The organism is Stenotrophomonas sp. STEN031 (assembly GCF_056759975.1).
In genome coordinates, this window is the sequence record NZ_JBRREA010000023.1 from 19,130 (window position 1) to 39,434 (window position 20,305).

Below are 20,305 nucleotides of genomic sequence, written 5' to 3' on the forward strand. Positions count from 1 at the left end.
AAAAAGCCACCCCTCCCCAACCCTCCCCTTCGCTGCGCGAAAGGGAGGGGGCAGATCTGTAGTGCCGAGCCATGCTCGGCAGGAGCTTTCCCAGCGAAGGGCCAACCCCTCCCCAACCCTCCCCTTCGCTGCGCGAAAGGGAGGGGGCAGGTAGTGCCGAGCCATGCTCGGCAAGGGCTTTCCCGGCATTCCGACCAATGTAGGAGCGGCGTCAGCCGCGAAGCTGGCAACAGGTAAAGCTGTCGATAGTCGGGGGTTCTCAGCTTCGCGGCTTACACCGCTCCCACAAAATCAGCCTTCTCTGTGCGCGATCAGATTGCGATGCACACCATCAAGCTTTCCCGGCACTCCGCGCCAGACCAACCCGCAACAGCCCAGCATTGAGCCGCTCGCCAAAATTGGCCGGTCGCTCCAGTCCCATCCGCTGCATGTACATCGCATCGTTCTCGGCTGGCGGTTGGCGCAAGGCTGCGACGATGGTACGCAGCTTGCCCATCGGCGTCGCAGTCGCTGATTTCAGCCAGCCCAAGGCGCGTACCAGATCCTGTTCAACGGCATCAAAGTCACTGCCCAGCGGATAGTCCGGCAGACTGCCATCGGCACGGAATGGGGCAAGTTTCGCGCGCAGCACCTCGGCGCGGTTCTGTTGCCACTGTGTTGGCGCGCTGAAGTTGGCGGCGAGTTTCTTCGAGGCCTTGGCCTGATCCAACAGCTCCGACTGGAATGCCGCATCGGTGATGCTGCTCATCGCGGCCACGCAATCTTCGTCGGTCAGGTTGCGCAGGTCGGCGATGCCGTACTCGTTGACGAAGACATCGCGCAGATGGCGGGGGATCGTGGTGTGCCCGTAGTTCCAGCGCACATTGGATTGCGGCTTGCCGCCATCCTCACGCGTCGCACGGAACATCAGCACGCTGCGTGCATCGGGCAGTGCATGCGCCATCGCCACGAAGTTGTACTGGCCGCCGACGCCGGAGACCACACGGCCATCTTCCAGCGCATCCGATGCCGCTGCGCCAAGCGCGCTGGCGATCATGCAGGAGTTGAAGAAGCGTGCATCGCGGCGTTGAAGGCGTTCCAATGCCTCGTTGCCGCCGTAGAGCTGGTTGATCTCACTGATGCGGCGCATGCCGATGGCGGCGCGTTCGGCATCGGGGAGATTGCGCAGCCACTCGTAGAACTCGGTTGAGCCCAGATAGAAAGCACCGTGCAGGTACTCGCCTTCGCGTGCAAGTCGGCCGCGGTCACCATTGCTGGCAGTGCCGTCGGCCAAACGCTGCATCAGGCCAAGATCGTCATGCACCTTGCGCCAGATAACGCCGGTCTGCACCAGCTTGCGGAAGCCTTCGTTGAGCATCTCGCTGCAGCCGTACAGGCCGATTTCGAACGGCCCCAGCCCACCTGCTTCATGCACCAGCGGGTGCTCGGCGATCTGCGGATCCAGCGCGTGCAGGATCTGCCGGTAGCGTGCGTTGTCGGTGTGCCGCAACACCAGCGCATGGCTGAGCGCGTCGGCCAGCGTGCCGATGCCGATCTGCAAGGTGCCGCCATCGCGCACCAGGGTGCTGGCGTACAGGCCGATGGCGTAGTCGGCATCGCTGACCGGCTGCCGCGGCAGGCCAAACAGCCGGGGGTAGGGACCGGGTGGGGTGATAACCAGATCGAAGAAGTCCGGATCAACGGCGGCGGTGCCGCCCAGCCAGGGCAGTTGCGGATCAATCTCGGCAATCAACAAGGGCTTGGGCAGGCCGCGCTTGGCGATGGCATCCAAGGTGTCCTGGGTGATGTCGTTGTTGCACGACAACGACAGCTGATGGCTGCCTTCGCGGTAGGCCACTTTCTGCACGATGGCATTTGGCGCGCGCTGCGCTACCGCATCGGCGGCATGCGTGTAGTTGAGGCTGGTGTAGTAGCGCTGTGCCTGCGTCGACCGCAGCAGCGCGCCGGATTGCATGTAGAACTCTTCCACCTGCACATGTGCAGGCAACGCATCGCGGGCGATGGCATCGGAGTAGGCAAGGCGCGGGAAGTCTGCGCCGAAGTGGCGCTCGACGAACGGGCGCATGAAGCGCGCTTCCAAACCATCGCCTTTGGCCTGCGGCGGGTTCAGTGACAGCGCGGTATACAACTGCAGCGGCCGCGCCGGGTCGTGTTCGAGACGCGCGTACAGGGCATTGAGCAAACGGTGCGGTTTGCCCAGCGCCAGTGGGGCGCCGATGCGCAGTGGGCCTTGGATGTTGCTCAGCAGCCAGTCCACGGCGGCGTCGAGGTCGGTCACGTGATGGGGCATGGTGTCCGGTATCTGCGGGGGTGCCGGCATTACAGCATGTCCCCCCTGAATCACTTAGTGAGGACTTGACAAGGCTTTTGTTTACTCGTGTAATCGTAAAAAATTACAGGCGTAAACGATGATCCGTATCAGCGAGGCCGAGGCCGTTGTCATGGAAGTCCTCTGGGGGCAGCACCCGCTGTCTGCCGACGAGGTCATCGCGCGACTGCCCGGCGGCAATGACTGGGCCGAGGCCACGGTCAAGACCCTGCTCAACCGCCTGCTCAACAAGGCGGCCATCAGTGCAACCAAGGAAGGACGGCGTTTTCTGTACACGCCGCTGGTGCAGCGCGATGCCTGGTTGCTGGAGGAGAGCAGCAGCCTGATCGAGCGCCTTTTTGATGGCCGTGTTGCGCCGCTGGTCGCCCATTTCAGCCAGCACCAGCGGCTCAGCCGCGAGGACGTGGCCGAGCTGCGCAAACTGCTGGAGGGGCTCGACGATGACCAGCACTGAGATCTTGGCGCTGCTGCTGAATACCACCTTGGCCAGCAGTGCGGCGGTTGCGCTGGCACTGATCCTGCGCCGGCCGCTGCGGCACTGGCTTGGGGCAAGTGCAGCCTATCTGCTGTGGTTGCTGCTGCCGGCGATGCTGCTGGCGGTGCTGTTGCCGGCACCGCGGGTGGCGCCCGTGCCGATGCGGGTCAGTGAGGTAGCTGTGCAGGTTGGGCAGGCGGTGGTTGCGGGTCCCGCCGTGATAGCGCATTGGCCACTGTGGCTGTGCTGTGCGTGGCTCGCCGGGGGGTTGCTGATGGCGTTGCGCCTGTATCGCCAGCAGCGGAAATTCCAGCAGGGGTTGGGGCGGCTCAGCCAACGCGATGATGGCCTGTGGCAGGCACAGGCCGTTGTGGGCTTGCCTGCGGCGATGGGCTTGTTGCGGCCGCGGATCGTGCTGCCGGCTGGCTTCGAACAACGCTATCTGCCGATCGAGCAGCAGTTGGTGTTGCTGCATGAGCGCGTGCATCTGCAACGCGGTGATATCGCGATCAATGCACTGCTGGCGTTGTTGCAGTGCCTGTACTGGTTCAACCCGCTGTTGTTGTTCGCCCTGCGTTGCTGCCGCGAAGACCAGGAATTGTCCTGCGATGAACGTGTGATTGCCCGGGTGTCGGGCGCACGCCGCAGTTATGGCGAGGCCATGCTCAAAACCGGGTTGGCCGCGTCCCCGTTGCCGGTGGGGTGTCACTGGCAGAACCATCATCCATTGAAGGAGCGTATTGCCATGTTGAAGCGTCCCGTACCGGGCAGGAAGCAGTGGTGTGCCATGTTGATGTTGTCGTTGGGCTTGTCGTCCGCTTTCGGCTATACCGCCTGGGCTGCGCAGCCGGGCAAGGTGGTGTCCACATCTTCGTCGACGTCCACATCGTCTTCTTCATCGACCTCGACGACGACCGGCAAGGGCACGGTGTATGCCACCTTCGTGGAGGCGACACTGGAAGGCACCAAGCAGCGCTTCGAGCTGCAGCAGTCAGCAGGCACGCCGTTCTCCTTCAGCGCCAGCTCGGACAAGGGTGTGCAGTGGGCAGCGGAGTTCACCCTGCAGCCCGCAGCTGACGGGATGCTCACGCTGAAAGGCACGCTGAAGGCGAATGGGGATCTGATCTCGTCGCCGACCTTGCTGATCAAGCCCGATGTGGCTGCGGGCATCGAAGTGTCCACCGCCGACGGGCGCTCGACCTGGGTGCTGGAGCTGCGATCGGTTGCGTTGGCAGCAGGAGACCCGGCCATCGCATCGGCAGCTTCCGGCAAGGCCGAGCAGGTCGGTTTGCCGAATGCCGGACGGATGCCGCCGCCCAGCTATCCGCGTGCTGCGATCGACAATGGCACCAGTGGCAAGGTGGTGCTGCGTATCGCGGTGGATGCCGAAGGCCGGGCGACCGACGTGGTCGTTGCCGAGGCGCATCCCAAGGGGGTGTTCGAGGAAGTGTCGATTGCTGCTGCAAGGCAGTGGCGTTTCACGCCGGCGATGAAGGATGGCAAGCCGGTCGCCGGCACCATCCGGGTGCCGATCTCGTTTGATATGGACGAAGAAGAAATGCACTACACCGAAACCCAGAGCAGGAGCTGAGGTGCGCGGGCATGCGGTGATGCTGGTGGTGCTGATGCTTGCAGCTTGTACGACGCGGCCAGCGAAAGAGCAGGCGAGCAGCAGTTTCAACCTCAACCAGCACCGGCAGATGCTGACGCCCGAGTCGTCCGGCGGTGCAGGCGAAATACAGCCCTATCAGTTGGCCGCCACGGAAAGCTTCCGCATGCCGGTTGCAGTGACTGCCGATGATCCCGTGCTGCCGTCGGAGTACGCCAAGCGTTCACTGGATGCCACTACGGTATGCGTGAATGTCATCCTCGATGCGCAGGGGCGGGTGGAACGCAGTGCGCCGCTGCTGGCGCATTCGGCCTGCGGTGCGGGAAGTGATGCGGCCAACGCAGGCCTGCTGCAGGCGGCGCTGGCCGCCACATCCGGGTGGTTGTTCGAGCCGGCTGCGGTTTGTCATTACGCTGCCGGTGTACGGGCGCCGTCGAACGGGGACTGCAGCAGTGCCTCACGCATCGAGGCGGTGCCGGTAACCCTGGCTTATGCCTTCACCTTTGAAGTGGTGGAGGGCAGGCCGCAGGTCCGGCGGCAGGACGGCCTGCACTGAGTACAGGCTTGCTTCGGTGCAGGCGTGTTTCTCTCAAGGAGTATCGAGCAACTGGTTCAGCAGCGCGGCCAGTTGCTCACCTCCCAGGCGGAGTTGGGCCTCGGCAACCGGCTCCCACACAGCGGTATAGCGCTCGTCGATCTTGTGGCCGCTTGGATACAGGCCTTTGCGTGTGGCGATGCGGCAGGTCTGTTCGGCCCACAGCGCGGGGTCGCGCTGCAGATCCGGCGCGCGCCGGGCGGCCGGTGCCGGTAACGCCAACAGCCGCTGCAGGAATTGATCATCGTTGAGCTGCAGCGTGTAGAACATGCCACTGTCCCAGACCGAGTGCAGGTTGGTACCGCGGCCGTTGAACTGCAGCTGATAGGTATTGCCGCCGCGATCGTGGCCATAACCGGCGTGCAGCGGCTGATGCAGATCGCCGACCAGGTGCACGACGAATTTGAGCGCCTGCAGGCGTTCGCGATCATTGAGTTGGCGATTGGCCAGCAGCGCGCTCTGTTGCTTCAGGGCCCCCACCACACAGTCGTCATTGCGGCAGTGGGTGGGCGGAGAGAAGATGCAGTCTTCTTCTGCCATGTTCACGTAGTGCCAACCCGCCGACTTCTTGCCGAGGTCGGGGTCGTTGGCACGCAGCTGGTCGGCCCATGGGGCGATATTGCTGAGGGTCGCACCCGGCTCACTGGCCAGCAGGCGATCAATTTCGACCCTGGCCTGCGGATCCAGGCGGATTTCGGCAATGCGCGCGACCAGGCGGTGGCCCTGCGCGCCCCACGCCAATGCCTGGCCGGGGAGGGTTGCGATGACGGTGGTGGCGATGCCCAAGGCTGGCATCAGTAGACGGTGGAGCTTGTTCATGCCGCCATTCTAACGGCTGCAGTGCCCGCCGCTGCGTGCGCCAGATGGCGAAACACGCCCCCGGCGGTGGCCGGGGACGTGCTCGTTGGGGGAGGGTAATGCTCAGCTACCCATCGACAATGGCCAGACTCAGAACTTGAAGACGTACGCCACGCCATACACCAGCGGATCGATCTTGGCGGTGCCCAGCTTGTTGCCGTTGACCTTCACCTTGGTGTCGATGTCGGCCCAGCGCATGTCAACGCGCAGTGCGCCCTTGTCGCTGACGGCGAAGTCCAGGCCGGCGTGGGCAGCCAGGCCCCACGAGTCTTCCAGCTTCAGCTTGGTGCCGGCCAGCGCGCCCTTGCTGTCGGTGCTGAAGAACTTGGTGTAGTTCACGCCCAGGCCGACGAACGGGGTGACCTTGCTGCTGTTGGCGAAGTGGTACTGCAGCGAGACCACCGGCGGCAGCTGCTTGGTTTCGCCAACCTTGCCGACGCCGTCGATGCTGACGTCGTGCTTGAACGGCAGTGCGCCCAGGACCTCGATGCCGACGTTGTCAGCGACGAAGTATTCAAAGGTGATGGTCGGCTTGACGTCGCTGTCGACCTTGGTGGGCAGCTTGCCCAGACCCAGCGCGGCGCCATTCAGATCGCCCGCATCGGACTTCGGGTCAACCGCGTGGACGCCGACGCCCAGGGTCCAATCGCCCTTGGACTGGGCCATGGCGGGGGCGGCGGCAGCCAGGGACACGGCGGCGGCCATGGCGGAGAGCAGCAGGGCGGAGGTCTTGCGCATGTGTAATTCCGTTGCTTGGTGGAGGTGGCACCAGTGTCCGGTCCGCGCCCGGGTACCGCTTTGATCCTGATCAAACAGGTGTTTGCGCTCAGCTGGCGCTCAGCTGGGGAGGTTCGGCGGACGGCCACGGGGTGGGCAACTGTCCTGCTAGAATGGCGTCCCCTTTCCACCCCCGCCGCAACGGTTTTGCGGCTGCAGGAGCTTGTGAACATGGCAATCAAGGTCGGCATCAACGGTTTCGGTCGCATCGGACGCAATGTGCTGCGTTCGGCAGTGTTGAACTTCGGCAACGACATCGAGATCGTGGCCATCAATGATCTGCTGGAGCCGGATTACCTGGCCTACATGCTCAAGTACGACTCCGTGCATGGCCGTTTCAAGGCCGACGTGGAAGTGTCGGGCAGCGACCTGCTGGTCAACGGCAAGAAGATCCGCCTCACCCAGGAGCGCGATCCGGCCAACCTGAAGTGGGACGAAGTGGGCGTGGACGTGGTGATTGAATCCACCGGCCTGTTCCTGACCAAGGAAACCGCGCAGAAGCACCTGGACGCCGGCGCCAAGAAGGTGATCCTGTCGGCCCCGTCCAAGGACGACACGCCGATGTTCGTGTTCGGCGTGAACCACAAGACCTACGCTGGCCAGAGCATCGTCTCCAACGCCTCGTGCACCACCAACTGCCTGGCCCCGCTGGCCAAGGTCATCAACGACAAGTGGGGCATCAAGCGCGGCCTGATGACCACCGTGCACGCTGCCACCGCTACCCAGAAGACCGTTGACGGCCCGTCCAACAAGGATTGGCGCGGCGGCCGCGGCATCCTGGAAAACATCATTCCGTCCTCCACCGGTGCGGCCAAGGCCGTCGGCGTGGTGATCCCGGAACTGAACAAGAAGCTGACCGGCATGAGCTTCCGCGTGCCGACCTCGGACGTGTCGGTGGTTGACCTGACCGTCGAGCTGGAGAAGGAAGCCACCTACGCTGAAATCTGCGCCGAAGTGAAGGCACAGAGCGAAGGCGCGCTGAAGGGTATCCTCGGTTACACCGAAGACAAGGTGGTTGCCACCGACTTCCGTGGCGAGACCCACACCTCCGTGTTCGACGCCGAAGCCGGTATCGCCCTGGACGGCACCTTCGTCAAGTTGGTCAGCTGGTACGACAACGAGTGGGGCTATTCCAACAAGTGCCTGGAGATGGTGCGCGTCGTCGCCGCCTGATCCACGCAATAGCTGCAAACAGAACGGGCGCCGAAAGGCGCCCGTTCTGCGTCTGAGCCCTCCCTTACGCCGAAGGCGAAGGGCACGGGATGCTGTTGCGCTTGCTCTGGCTCAAGCCCTCCCTTTCACCAAAGGTGAAGGGGAGGGTTGGGAGGGGTGCTTTGCTCTGGCGCTGGCCTGCGCTCCAGATCCGTAGCTCCGTAGCCCGGGTAAGCGCAGCGCACCCGGGACTGGAGAGGGTTGAAAAGCCTGCGGCAATGATCTGCACGGGAGGATGCCCCGGGTGCGCTGCGCTTACCCGGGCTACATGGCGTTGCAGACCGCACAATCGCTGCTCGGCCTTACTTCACCGGCGGCAACTCAATCGCATCCTTGCCCGGATGCTTGGCAAACCGCCCTTGACCAGCCGGATGCACCGGCCCATGGCTCGACCACGGCCAGCCACCGAACTGGGTACGCCCGTAATCCCGCCGCGCCTGCTCGATCTCCTCGGCGGTATTCATCACGAACGGGCCATAGGCCACCACCGGCGCACCGATCGGTACGCCCTGCAGCAGCAGGATCTGCACCACGTCATCGCCGCTGTTGTGCAGCGGCAACGTGCTGCCGGCAACCACTTCCAGCAAGCGCGGGCCGCTGATCGCATCCCCTGCCACCTGCAGCTGCTTGCCTTCATGGAAGTACAGCGTCCGGCGCGCGCCTTGCTCGTTTGCTGGTGGCAGGGTTACCGAGGCACCGGGTTGCAGGGTGATCTGCCAGACCGCGACATCGGCCTGCGGATTGGCCGCCCAGGAACTGCGCCCAGGTGCCAGCGGCAACAGTTCGGCATGGCCCGGCTCCTGCGGGTCATAGCGCCCGGCAATCACTTTTACCTCGACGCCGTCGATGCGGTATCTGGGAATGTTCTCGTTCCACAGCATCACGAACTCCGGCTCGGCCATCTTGCTCTGCGGCGGCAGGTTCAGCCAGATCTGGTACAGGTCCAGCGGATTGCCATGTTCGCGTGAACGCAGCGGGAACATTTCCGAATGCTGGGTGCCGCCACCGGCAGTAAGCCACTGCACGTCGCCGTCGCCGTAGCGCGCGGTGGCGCCCAGCGAGTCGGCGTGGTCCACCAGCCCCTGCGGCACGATGGTGATGGTTTCAAAGCCGCGGTGCGGGTGGGCGGGGAAGCCCGGCACGGTGACGCCGTGGTACATGCTGAAGCCGTCCTTGCCACTGAAGTCGTGGCCAAGTTCACGCCCACCCAGCTGACGCATATCCACGCCCTGTTCGGCGGTGGCCTGCGGATACTGATCCAGGTGATGGGCGCAGAACAGGAACGGATCGGTGCCTGGCCACGGACGGCCCAGCGGCTCATTGCGGAGAATCAGGTTGGACATCGTTGACTCCTTGGCGAAAGTGGGACGTGGCAATAGGCTGGCGCCCACCCGCGTCGACATGCTCTATTGATGGGTGCGCGGTTCCAGGCCACAAGGAGGCACGTCGATGGCAGCAAGTCACACCGGTGATACTGGACCAGCAGCGGGTGAAGACGCCGCGTATTGCCAGCAGATGCGGCTGCTGCTCGACCGCGTCGGCGAAAAGTGGAGTCTGTTGGCGGTGATCGCACTGCGCGGGCAAGCGCGCCGCTTCAATCAACTGCGGCGTGAACTGAACGGTGTATCGCCGCGCATGTTGGCGCGCACGCTGCGTGGCCTGGAGCGGGATGGGCTGGTCAGCCGGCGTGTTTATCCGACGGTGCCGCCACAGGTTGACTATGCGTTGACTGAACTGGGGAAATCCCTGCTGCAACCAGTCGATGCCCTTTTGCAGTGGGCGTGGGCGCATCAGCCACAGATGGATAAGGCGCGCTCGGAGTTCGACGACCGCCAGCGTGATGCGGAAGAAGCGCCCCCCTAGGGATCACGCAGGTGCCGGCATCGCGCACGCACGGCACCCGCTGCGGGCTGCGCCCTGTAGGAGCGGCGTCAGCCGCGAAGCTGAAGGTACTGAAGCCCATGGCATCTCTGCCATTTGATGATGTGACGGCTTCGCGGCCGACGCCGCTCCTACAAAAAAGGGCGGGCTAGTGGGGCGCGATGTGGCTTGCATGCCTCGGCCGACGACATTGTGTCACCGTGGGGGCGGAAGCTGACTGGGCGCATCTTGCGTTTTCAGGTGGCCCCGATAAGGTGATGCTGCACGTTCAGGTGCACAAGGATGATCAATGGACGAGGGTTGGGTGTTGTTGATAGTGCTGCTGGTACTGGCCGCACTGGCGATGCCGGTGTTGCTGGTGGCTGCCCTGGTATCGGTGTCCTCGCTCAAGCGCCGCGTGGCAGCGCTGGAAGAGCGACTGGATGCTGGCGAGACCGAAGCCGCACCGCGCAGGCAGCGCGCCGAAGCGATATGGCCCTACGCCTGGGCGGAGCCCGAGCCTGAGGTCGATTCAGATCACTCCGCTGTCGAACCGGTGGCGGTTGCATCTCCATCGCATGCAGCCGAGCCGGTTGCTGCCTCGCCAGCGCCACCGCCGCTGCCGCCCAGGCCAGATCCGCTCGATCCACTGGCCGCCGAGCCGCATCGTCCGCTTCCGCCGCGTCGCGAGCCGTCGCCGGAGCGAACTTGGACGGCTGCCGAGCCGGTGGAACCATCCGAACCCAACTTCATCGAGCGTGCGCTTGCCTACGCCAAGCAATGGCTGACCAGCGGCAACGTGCCGGTCAAGGTCGGCATGCTGGTGCTGCTGGCGGGCGTCGCCGCCTTGCTGAAGTATGCAAGCGACCAAGGGTGGTTCGTGGTGCCGCCGAGCCTGCGTTTGGCGGGCATCAGTGCCGCAGCCTTGGCGGGTCTGGTGTTCGCCTGGCGCAAGCGCGAGAGCCACCGCACCTTCGCCCTGGCGATGCAGGGCGGCATGATCGGCATCCTGTTGCTGGTGGTGTTTTCCGCCTGCAAGAACTACGGGATGATCGGAACTGGCGCTGCATTTGCATTGAGCGTGGTGCTGATTGCCGGACTGTCGGTGATGGCGGTGCTGCAGGAGAGCAGGACGCTGGCCATCCTCGGCGTTCTGGCCGGTTTCATGGCGCCGATCTGGTTGTCGGATGGCAGCGGCAATCATGTCGCCCTGTTCTCATACTACGCACTGCTCAACGCCGGCATCTTCGCCATCGCCTGGGTGCGGCCATGGCGCATCCTCAACCTGCTGGGGTTTGTCTTCACCTGGGGCATTGGCACGGCCTGGGGCGTGTTGAAGTACACCCCGGCCAATTTCAACAGCACCGAGCCGTTCCTGGTGCTGTTCTTCGTGTTCTATCTGTTGCTGCCATTGCTGTATGCCCGCAAGGCCAGTAGCGCCGGCAGTGCGCGTATCGATGGCTGCCTGCTGTTTGGTACGCCGCTGGTCGCATTCTCGTTGCAGGCGGCGTTGCTGCACGGTGATCGCATGCCCCTGGCGTTCTGTGCGTTGGGTGTGGCGGCGTTGTACGCAGTATTGGCACGCGCCTTGATCAACAACGAGCGCATGAATGTACTGGCGCGCGGCTACGCCATTCTCGCGGTCGGATTCGCCACCTTGGCGGTGCCTTTGGCCTTGTCGGCCAAGGCAACTGCATCGGTATTCGCGTTGGAAGGCGCGGGGCTGGTCTGGCTGGGCTTGACCCAGGACCGTCGACTGGCCCGTTGGACCGGTATTGGTCTGCAACTGGCTGCAGCCGCGGCCCTGGCGATTGGCGTGTCGGGCAGTCATCTCGGCGCGACGATTGCCATCGCCAACGCCGCCTTCATGGGCGCCTTGCTGATCGCCGTCGCCGGCTTCGCCACGGCATGGTGGTACCGAAGTGCAGGCAATCTGCAGGTCGCAACCGTTGCCTACCTGTGGGCGTTGGCCTGGTGGTTGGGCAATGTGATCCTGGAGATCGGCGATTTTGTCGAGGTCGACAGTCGCCTGCATGCGGTGTTGCTGCTGCTCGGCGTGACCGGTTGGCTGGCGGCGGAAGTGCAACGACGTGCACCGGCGTTGGCGCTTTCCTTGACCACGCTGGCGGCGCTGCTGCTGGCCTTCCCGGTGGCCTTCCTGCAGGTGTCCGAATACGGCCAGCCGTTTGCCGGCTATGGCGCGGCGGCATGGGCGGTATTCGCGGCGCTGGGTGTGCGCAGCCTGATGTGCCTGCGCGCTGGCAGTGGGGTGGTCGCTGGGTTGGCGCAGCTGGCCTGGTGGCTGCTGTGGCCGACGGTACTGTCGCTGCTGGCCTGGCATATCGGCGAACGATTCACGCTGGCCGAAGGCTGGGTAGGCATGTTGCTGGCGCTGCCCTGGCTGTTGTTGGCCGTGCTGTCGATGTATCGCTGGACGTGGTTGTCGCAGCCGCTGGGTGCGGCCTTCGATCGCTATCGTGCGGCCTTGCAGGTGGCGGTGTTTGCTGCGCTGGGCCTGTGGTGGATGGGTTCGTTGGCCAGTGCCGGTTCGGCTGCGCCGCTGCCTTGGATTGTCGTACTCAACCCGCTGGAACTGGCCGAGATCGCGGTGCTTGTGCTGCTGGCGATGCGCCTGCGGCAGAACGGCAGCGGGTCGGTATTGCCGATGCAATTGGTGGGCACGGCAGTCGCCGCGCTGGTGCTGGTGACGGTGATGACGCTGCGCGCCGTGCATCACTGGGGTGATGTGCCGTGGAGTGACAGTCTGCTTGGCACCAAATTGGCGCAGACCAGCCTGACCGTGGTCTGGAGCCTGCTGGGTGTGATTGGCTGGATCAGCGGCTCGCGGCGCGGCCAATGGGGGCTGTGGTTGGCTGGTGCGATCCTGATGAGTGTGGTGCTGGCAAAGCTGCTGCTGATCGATCGCAGCAATCTCGGCGATCTGCTGGGTATCGGTGCCTTCATCGCCTACGGTCTGCTGTGCACTCTGGTTGGCTGGCTGGCGCCAGCGCCGCCACGACGCTCAGGTGCTGAAACAAACAATGAGGAAACAACCGTATGATCAAGCGCCTGCTGGTACTGGCGTTGCTGCCTTTCAGTGCTGTCGCAGCCGATGACTTTGCCCGGCAATGGCCGCTGCAGCTGTCGCAGCCGGATGCTGGCGCCTACCGGGTGCCGTTGGATGCATCCGTGTATTCGGCTGTGCACTGGCGCGACCTGCGCGATGTGCGGGTGATCGATGCCGATGGCAAGCCGGTGGCCAGTGTGGTGTACGCCGCCGCAGTGCCACTCGGCGGCGCAGTGCGTATCGCCCCGTTGCAATGGTTTGCATTGCCTGCGGCCAGCGTCGGCGGCGATGACGACCTGAGCGTCGTGGTGGAACGCGATACCGCTGGCAAAGTGGTATCGATCCGCAATTCCGTGGGCGCGGCGCCTGTGGCTGGTAGCGCTGATCCGGTATGGCTGATCGATCTTGGTGGCGAGGCAGGCAAGCTGCACAAACTGCTGGTGGATTGGAGTGACACCACAGCGACGCTGGATCTGGGCTATCGCCTCGAAGGCAGCGATGACCTGCGCGGCTGGCAGGTGCTGGATCCGCAGGTGCGGCTGGTGCAATTGCGCAACCAGGGAAGCGAGCTGCGCAGCAACAGCATCAAGGTTGAATCGGGCCTCCGCTATCTGCGTCTGGTACCTCTGCAGCGCAGCGGCGCGCCGCAGCTGCAGGGTCTGCGGGGTGAATTCGCCGATGCGGTCGAGGTCGGCGACTGGCAGTGGCAGGAATTGCAGGCGGCTGCCGGTGGCAATAGCAAAGATGGATATCTGTACCGCCTGCAGGGTCGATTCCCGGTGCAGCGCCTGGATGTGGTGATGCCGCCGAACAGCGCGGTGAGCTGGACGGTATCCAGTCGCGATGAAGACCGCACGCGCGCTGACAACGGTGAACCGGTCTGGCAAACGCTGACCAGTGGCTGGAACGCGTGGAACCTGAGTCAGGCTGGCAAGCAACAGCGCTCGCCGCCGTTGGAGACCTCGGGCATCGTTGATGACCGGCAGTGGCGTCTGCAGGCCGAGCCTGGAGCGGTACCTGCTGCCGCGCCAGCGTTGCGTCTGGGCTATCGCCCCGGCAGCGTGGTGTTTCTTGCACAGGGGCGTGCGCCTTACCTGCTGGTTGCAGGCAGCGCGGATGAAGGCAAGGCGCAGGCAGCGTTGGACCCTATGTTGGCGGCCTTGCGCGCACACAACGGCGCGCAATGGCAGCCTGCCGCAGCGACGCTGGGGGTCGGAGTGCAGCGTGCCGGTGATGCTGCCTATCAGCGGGCCGAGGCACCGCGTGATTGGAAGAACATCGTGCTGTGGGTGGTATTGGTACTGGGTGCGTTGGCGGTCGCGGGCTTTGCGTTCAGCCTGATTCGCAGCAGCCGCGCAGAAAAGAAAGAGACCTGAGGTAGTGCCGAGCCATGCTCGGCAGAGGCTTTCCCGGTACGCCCGACCGACCTGACTCTCTCCCTTTCGCACAGCGAAGGGGAGGGCCGGGGAGGGGGGCTTTTGCTCTATTGGTTTATCTGCTTCGTGGCTGACGTCGCTTGTGTCTGCCAGATGAGTAAATTGCGGTTGAGAGCGGAGTGCGGCAGCCCGTTACGACGCGGTGCGTGCAAGCACGTGTAGGAGTTGGGGCGCCGCACGAACAGCTGATCGGATACGAGTCCGAACTGTACAAGCATGGGATCGGGGGAGCGCCCTCATTGTCAGCCTACAACAGGAGCCGATGATGAGCAGCTATGTGGGTATCGATGTCGCCAAGTTGGAGTTGGTGGTCCATGTTCTGCCGCAGGAGCAAGGCAGAATTTTTGCCAATTCAGCAGTCGGCTTGGCCGAGCTGGTGGTTTGGCTGCAGCAGATGCCGTGTCAGCGCATCGTCTTCGAGGCCAGTGGCGGTTATGAACAGGCCCTGCTCAAGTGCCTGTGTCCCCTTCCCGTAAACTTGATCCAGGCATTCTTAGAGGTCTCCGGGCAAACTAGCCCCAAGGAGACAGCCGATGCACAAGAGCAAATTCACTGAGAGTCAGATCGTTACGACGTTGAAGCAGGTTGAGGCTGGAAGGCAGGTCAAGGATGTCTGCCGTGAGCTTGGCATTTCTGAAGCGACCTACTATGTCTGGAAGTCCAAGTACGGTGGCATGGAAGCTTCTGACGTGCAGCGGCTCCGCGACGTTGAAGCCGAGCACGCCAAGCTCAAGCGGATGTATGCCGAGCTGGCGATGGAGAATCATGCGTTGAAAGACTTGATTGCAAAAAAACTTTAGACCCGGGCCACAAGCGCCCGCTCTTGGCCTGGCTGCAGGACCGCCACGGCTGGAGCGAACGCCGGGCCTGTGCGGCGATTGGGATGCCTCGGTCAACGGCACGCTACCGCCATCGGCCGGATCGGGACGAAGAGGTGATCGCGTTATTGGCTGAGCTCTCTGGGCGTTTTCCGGAGCGCGGCTTCGGCAAGCTGTTTCAACTGATTCGTCGCCGCGGTTTGGTATGGAATCACAAGCGTGTCTGGCGTGTGTACTGCCTTATGAAGCTCAATCAGCGTCGACGAGGAAAGAAGCGTATTCCAACCCGACATCCGATGCCGTTGGTGGCCGGTGAGCCGATCAACGGCAGCTGGTCGATTGACTTCATGTCCGACGCACTTTGGGATGGGCGACGGTTCCGGACATTCAACGTAATCGACGATTTCAGCCGCGAGGCTTTGGCCATCGAAGTTGATCTCAATTTACCGGCTACACGGGTCATCCGCACTTTGGAACGAATTGCGGCGTGGCGCGGCTATCCCGCAAAGCTTCGCCTGGACAACGGTCCCGAATTCATCGCCTTGGCGCTGGCGGAATGGGCCGAGCGCAGGCGCATCGCGCTGGACTTCATCGAGCCAGGACGACCGATGCAGAACGGCTTCATCGAACGCTTCAATGGCAGCTTCCGACGTGGTGTTCTGGATATGCACGTCTTCCGCAATCTCGGAGAAGTACGCGAACAGGCAGAGCAGTGGTTGGCCGATTACAACACCGAGATACCTCACGACAGCCTCGGCGGGCTGACACCCGCCGAATTTCGTCAGTACCACGAACCGGAAACCTCTAATTTAGCCTGGTATTGAATTACGGGGAGTCGACATGAAAATCTGCTCCAGCCCAAAGGGCTGGAGCAGATTGAGCATTAGTCGTCGCTGCGGACAAAGTCACCGCCGGTTACCCAGCAGTCCGTTGGCGGATCGCATTGCATATGGTTTGAAGTCCCTATCCCCATTGAGTCCGAATTTGGCTCGCCGGGCCTGCCACCGCAGCCGCCGGTAACCCGAGCGATCTCATCACGACTTAGGACGGTTGCGTTGTTGCGAACTGCAATACGAATCGTCTTCTTCATCTCAAACTCCATTTGCTGAGTGCTACCAGCCGGGTAGCTTCGGATACTCGGGTCTCCCGAGATTCTATAGAGTGTCAAAAGCTGGAGGGGACGAGGTAGCGTTGCTTATACAGATTGAACGAAATTCAATTCCATCGATATCTTCAAAGTGGGTGGGAGCGTCCGTAAGCCTATTGCAACCCTCAGCTTCAAATTTGTGGGCCTTGCATTCCCCCCCGACGCAGGCCCATGAGTCACCCGCGGAAAAATCGATATCAACAACAAGCGTCTTTCTTTGATTGCTTACGAGTTCTTTAGATAAACTCATTTCGCTATCGAAATATCTAGAATGCCCCTTTCCTGTAAGGATAATCCAGCCAGCTACACGTGCTTTTTTTCTGATATCCGCCTCATCTTTAATTAATTTTGCGAAAGATGTAGACGAAAAATTTTCTCTGCCAGTAATTCGTTCATCGAAGCCGGAAAGATGAACGGCCCCCTCTTGTTCAAGATTCAAAATACTTTTGACAAGAGAGAGGTTTGCCGCACTTGATCTTCCATCTCGAGCATTCTTCCAGAACGCGTTGGAGAATATCAATTCGTCATCACCCGAGCGTTGAGCTTCTCTCACCGAGTCAATCGCCGACTGAGGTAGTTCCAATCCGACGAGAAGGATTGCATCATCTTCAATCAGCGAGCAGACTGAGTTCAAAAAAACTTTCGGGCTCTGCTCATTTCCATGAGTTTCGCCGTAAACAATAGCTTCAAAATCCCCGAAAGCGATGAGCGAATTTTCCGCCTGGCTGTAATTCCCACAGACTCCCGCCGCGCGCGGACTCGGTTCGCAACCGATAGCTAGAAACATGGATGCAAAAAAAACCGCTAATGCCTTATGAGCGACCTTCACCGCGCATTGCTCTAGCAAAATCATCGAAACTCCCTTCCTCTAAAATTGGTGGCCGATGATAGTAAGTTACACAAGTACTCTGTTCGGCCATATACATTCGTTTCCACGCGCCGGAAACAACAAAATCAGAAAATTTGACGCCTTCGCCTGCACTTTTTCTTCTTGGCCTGAATGTTGGGGAAGCCTCAATCAAAAAATCAGAGAACGCATCTAGCGTTCTTAGCTCTGGAAGCCTTTCCTCGAGCCACAAGAATTGACCTTGTTCGTTGACTTCGAAAAAAACATACTCTCCTTTTCTGTCAACGGCAAAATCGAATGAGCCACACACTATTCCGAGGGATCTCATGATTAGGATGCATTTATCCACCACGTCTTCTGGAATACGGTGGGCTTCTACTTTAAGATTTTGGGTCCTAATGCGACGCCAGTCATCTTTCGAAAGATCGCTAGCTTGAGACATTATTTTTGCAGCGATGTAGTGCTCACCCATGAAGAATGCTCTTACTTCATAGTCTTTTTCGATGCGCTCCTGATATATAGCGGGGACAGCCGCCACAGAACGGGGGTCGCCGAGTAAAGAGGTATCCATTGATCGGGCGTACACGTAGTGGCAATCATTGTTATTAATCCACGATGGACTGGTGAATGATTTTACAATCACACTCCTGCGGCCACTGTCAGCAAAATCGAGCAAGTCATGGTGATCATTTGTAATCAATGTGTCGGGAATATTTATTCCCGACCTTGCCGCGACATCCAGTTGGACAATCTTGTTTCTTGCACGACAGGTGGAAATATACGAATTCGCACACAGCTGAAACTTCTCGTCGAGAAGAAGGTTGAATCCATCGATGAATTGCTTCGACTCAACCTGCGCTGGTATCACGTCCGCCGCATCCAGTTCTGTGTCAAAAACGGGAAGTCCATCGCGTCTTCGCCATAATGATCGCATTGGTTGCAAATCTGTCGAAATAGAATCTTGCGAGATCCTCAGTTTGCTTGATCCGCCTTGGGCGGACACCCCCATGGTCGACAATGTTGGGAAGTCTGATGATATCCAAACAAGAGGATTGGCCCCCTTATGTAAAAGCGCCCATTCAACGGCTCTAGCATGAATGTCACCCGGGACAGTCCATATCAAAATGTCTTTATTCAAGATTCCCTCCCGGAATTAGTTTGATATCATTGTTTCAGAAAGGTTTTGGACAGGCTCAACCTTGGTTGCCGAGATGCTGCCCCCACTTAGATGAATAACCCTCTCGGCAGAAAGAATAGTTTCAGCGCGATGAGCGACTATTACTCTGGTGATCGGCATCTGCTTTATTGCTTCATTGATGTTGAATTCATTTTCCGCGTCTAAATGGCTTGTCGCTTCGTCTAGAACAATCAATTTTGGTTGAGAGAACAACGATCGCGCCATTAGTATTCTTTGCTTCTGTCCTCCAGATAGAGAACTTCCCATATCCCCAATTCGCGTTTGATAGCTCATTGGCATGGATTCAATGTCATTATGTATTTGTGCCAGGAGGGCCGCGCGCTCTACTTGCTCGGGCAGAGCGTCTGGGTTGAAGAAAGAAATGTTTTCGAATATTGAGCCAGAAAACAGTTGGTCATCTTGCATAACATAGCTGGCCGAGCCGGCGAAAGCTCCTTTTCCCGCGATGGCAATATTATTCCCGTCGATCAGAATCTCCCCCTCGACTGGGTCGAGCAACCCGGCGAGCAACTTGATTGCCGTAGACTTTCCCGATCCAGAGCTTCCGGTGATAGCCACAGATTCGCCGCTATGAATAATAAAGCTGCACTTTCTTAGTATCCATGGATCATTGTTGGAATAGCGAAATGAAACATTCCTAAATTCTACTGCGGGCGGAGAATTTAGCTTTATTCTTCTCCCGCAGGCGCTCTCCGTATCCGTGTGGACTAGATCTGATAGCCTATCCCCGTGCAAAGCAAGAACCTTGAATTCAAACCACTTGTCGACAAGTCCACTCGCCCGCAGCGAAAAAATCTCCTTGTAGGCAAGATAGGCCATCAGCATGCCTGCGGAGAAACTCCCGCCAATGACCATGGTTGCAGCGCCTACAACTATTAGCACTCTCTCGGCTCCGAACGTCACTTGATTGCAGGTATTTACAAACAAACCAATGCGCGAAATTTTCACGTCCTCATTCGTTGTTTCGCTTAGCAAGTTGGAGAAAATGGAGTTCCTCGAATTTTCTTGACCGCCGAGCTTGATAGTCTGGATGCCTCTGAGAGATTCGAGAAAGTATGTTTGCTGATCGGCGGCGCAGACTAGCTTTCTATTCGTAGCAGTCCTTAGTCGAGAATATGAAAAAAATCTTATGGTTATATATATAAATAGGGCTGCTAGTGTAATTGCTACTAGCTTCCAACTATAGATCACCATCATTGCCAAAGTTATTGCGGCCATAGCGCCGTCAATCAAGGCCTCAACAAAACTAACTGTGATGGCCCGTTGAATTACATTGACGGATTCGGCCCTTGAAGTGATGTCTCCAAGGTGCCGCCTTTGAAAGAAGTCGGCCGGAAGGCGCAAGAGGTGCGAGAAAACACCTTGCATCCATTGGCGGCTAATCTGTGCCGAAATCAAGGTGATGGACCATCCTCTAAACCAGCTAAGCGCGGACTGGACTAGGGCCAGGATGCCGAATCCAATGGCAAGAATCACTAAAAGAGATAAATCATAGGAGACCAAGACTTGATCAACAGTCCACTGAAGAAAAAAAGGTGCAACTAAAACAAGCACCTGGAGGGCGATGGATAACAATAGTATCTGCAGTGCAGCGTTTGCCAGGCCTTTAGTTGACTTAACTAGAGCTAAGACCACGCCACTAGAGTCGCCACGGTGCTTGATAAATGAAGTGGTGGGCGTTACTTCCAGTGCGACGCCAGTAAAGCCCCTTGATAGTTCAGCGGCAGATATAGCCCTTTGACCTATTGCGGGGTCAATAATTACCGCCTTGTTTCTATTAAGTTTTTCTAGGACCACAAAGTGATTGAATTCCCAATGTATTACGCACGGCAACTTCAGGGTGCCGAGCTCGCTTACATCAACCTTCAATCCGCGGGCGTCCATTTCGAGCGCGTTGCATATATCCACCAGATCTACGAGTCTTGATCCATTCTGTGAGGATCCGAATCGGCGGCGAAGCTCATTCAAACTTATTTTTAGACCAAGCTCCCATGCGATCATAGCAATGCATGCCAATCCACACTCGGATCGCTCTGATTGGTATATGACCTTCAATTAATGTGCTCCATGCGCATTA

Annotated in this window: 17 protein-coding genes; 9 read left to right on the top strand and 8 right to left on the bottom strand. The window is 60.0% G+C overall.

All coding sequences use genetic code 11. From position 1 onward, the window contains the following. Positions 1-331: 331 nt before the first annotated feature. Positions 332-2,290 carry an acetyl-CoA hydrolase/transferase C-terminal domain-containing protein gene (locus ACVOLQ_RS12050; protein ID WP_481528188.1) on the bottom strand — a complete coding sequence of 653 codons (1,959 nt, stop codon included), beginning with the start codon at positions 2,288-2,290 and terminating at the stop codon, positions 332-334. Positions 2,291-2,408: 118 nt separating this feature from the next. Here ACVOLQ_RS12050 and ACVOLQ_RS12055 point away from each other — a divergent pair, with 118 nt between their 5' ends. Genes ACVOLQ_RS12055 through ACVOLQ_RS12065 form a run of 3 tightly spaced genes read left to right on the top strand, consistent with a single transcriptional unit; the run spans position 2,409 to position 4,969 of the window. Further along, the gene (locus ACVOLQ_RS12055) at positions 2,409-2,783 is read left to right on the top strand and encodes a BlaI/MecI/CopY family transcriptional regulator (protein WP_313173942.1); all 375 of its coding nucleotides are present in this window, start codon (positions 2,409-2,411) and stop codon (positions 2,781-2,783) included. After that, positions 2,770-4,395, top strand: coding sequence for a TonB family protein (locus ACVOLQ_RS12060; RefSeq protein WP_481528159.1), 1,626 nt, complete (start codon positions 2,770-2,772; stop codon positions 4,393-4,395). The genes ACVOLQ_RS12055 and ACVOLQ_RS12060 overlap by 14 nt, the downstream gene beginning before the upstream one ends. Before the next feature lies 1 nt (position 4,396). Further along, positions 4,397-4,969, top strand: a complete 573-nt coding sequence (locus ACVOLQ_RS12065) for a hypothetical protein (RefSeq protein ID WP_481528160.1) — start codon at positions 4,397-4,399, stop codon at positions 4,967-4,969. Positions 4,970-5,002: 33 nt separating this feature from the next. On the opposite strand, the gene ACVOLQ_RS12070 is transcribed toward ACVOLQ_RS12065, so the two are convergent. Both ACVOLQ_RS12070 and ACVOLQ_RS12075 read right to left on the bottom strand, forming a co-directional pair. Then, positions 5,003-5,827, bottom strand: a complete 825-nt coding sequence (locus ACVOLQ_RS12070; protein WP_481528161.1) for a S1/P1 nuclease — start codon at positions 5,825-5,827, stop codon at positions 5,003-5,005. A 129-nt stretch (positions 5,828-5,956) separates the two neighbouring features. Then, on the bottom strand, positions 5,957-6,604 hold the full coding sequence (locus tag ACVOLQ_RS12075) for an OmpW/AlkL family protein (protein WP_313494371.1): 648 nt from the start codon (positions 6,602-6,604) through the stop codon (positions 5,957-5,959). Between the two features lie 210 nt (positions 6,605-6,814). Here ACVOLQ_RS12075 and gap point away from each other — a divergent pair, with 210 nt between their 5' ends. After that, positions 6,815-7,816, top strand: a complete 1,002-nt coding sequence (gap, locus tag ACVOLQ_RS12080; protein ID WP_282268943.1) for a type I glyceraldehyde-3-phosphate dehydrogenase — start codon at positions 6,815-6,817, stop codon at positions 7,814-7,816. 341 nt (positions 7,817-8,157) lie between these two features. Here the strand turns inward: gap and ACVOLQ_RS12085 are convergent, their stop codons facing one another. Beyond that, positions 8,158-9,198 (bottom strand): pirin family protein, encoded by a 1,041-nt coding sequence (locus tag ACVOLQ_RS12085; RefSeq protein WP_481528162.1) that lies wholly within the window; start codon positions 9,196-9,198, stop codon positions 8,158-8,160. Between the two features lie 106 nt (positions 9,199-9,304). Between ACVOLQ_RS12085 and ACVOLQ_RS12090 the strand changes: the two genes are divergently transcribed. The 5 genes from ACVOLQ_RS12090 (at position 9,305) to ACVOLQ_RS12110 (ending at position 15,860) form a co-directional block, all read left to right on the top strand. Continuing rightward, positions 9,305-9,718 (top strand): winged helix-turn-helix transcriptional regulator, encoded by a 414-nt coding sequence (locus tag ACVOLQ_RS12090; RefSeq protein ID WP_481528163.1) that lies wholly within the window; start codon positions 9,305-9,307, stop codon positions 9,716-9,718. Between the two features lie 307 nt (positions 9,719-10,025). After that, positions 10,026-12,776: a DUF2339 domain-containing protein gene (locus tag ACVOLQ_RS12095; protein WP_481528164.1), complete on the top strand. Its 2,751-nt coding sequence runs from the start codon at positions 10,026-10,028 to the stop codon at positions 12,774-12,776. Beyond that, the gene (locus ACVOLQ_RS12100) at positions 12,773-14,158 is read left to right on the top strand and encodes a DUF3999 domain-containing protein (protein WP_481528165.1); all 1,386 of its coding nucleotides are present in this window, start codon (positions 12,773-12,775) and stop codon (positions 14,156-14,158) included. Before ACVOLQ_RS12095 ends, ACVOLQ_RS12100 begins: the two co-directional genes overlap by 4 nt. A 325-nt stretch (positions 14,159-14,483) precedes the next feature. Then, complete coding sequence (locus ACVOLQ_RS12105; RefSeq protein ID WP_481528166.1) at positions 14,484-14,774, top strand: hypothetical protein; 291 nt, start codon at positions 14,484-14,486, stop codon at positions 14,772-14,774. Continuing rightward, a protein-coding gene (locus ACVOLQ_RS12110) for an IS3 family transposase (RefSeq protein WP_481528167.1) occupies positions 14,752-15,860 on the top strand; the annotation gives its coding sequence in 2 pieces (ribosomal slippage) (positions 14,752-15,004 and positions 15,004-15,860; 1,110 coding nt in all). Before ACVOLQ_RS12105 ends, ACVOLQ_RS12110 begins: the two co-directional genes overlap by 23 nt. 59 nt (positions 15,861-15,919) lie before the next feature. Here ACVOLQ_RS12110 and ACVOLQ_RS12115 read toward each other — a convergent pair. The 4 genes from ACVOLQ_RS12115 to ACVOLQ_RS12130 all read right to left on the bottom strand — a co-directional run bounded on the left by ACVOLQ_RS12115 (position 15,920) and on the right by ACVOLQ_RS12130 (position 20,283). Then, entirely contained in the window at positions 15,920-16,126 is a 207-nt protein-coding gene (locus ACVOLQ_RS12115) for a hypothetical protein (RefSeq protein ID WP_481528168.1), read from the bottom strand. 64 nt (positions 16,127-16,190) lie between these two features. Beyond that, positions 16,191-17,036, bottom strand: a complete 846-nt coding sequence (locus ACVOLQ_RS12120; RefSeq protein ID WP_481528169.1) for a hypothetical protein — start codon at positions 17,034-17,036, stop codon at positions 16,191-16,193. Further along, on the bottom strand, positions 16,996-18,168 hold the full coding sequence (locus ACVOLQ_RS12125; protein WP_481528170.1) for an MvdC/MvdD family ATP grasp protein: 1,173 nt from the start codon (positions 18,166-18,168) through the stop codon (positions 16,996-16,998). Before ACVOLQ_RS12125 ends, ACVOLQ_RS12120 begins: the two co-directional genes overlap by 41 nt. A gap of 15 nt (positions 18,169-18,183) precedes the next feature. Further along, positions 18,184-20,283, bottom strand: a complete 2,100-nt coding sequence (locus tag ACVOLQ_RS12130; protein ID WP_481528171.1) for a peptidase domain-containing ABC transporter — start codon at positions 20,281-20,283, stop codon at positions 18,184-18,186. Positions 20,284-20,305: the final 22 nt, after the last annotated feature.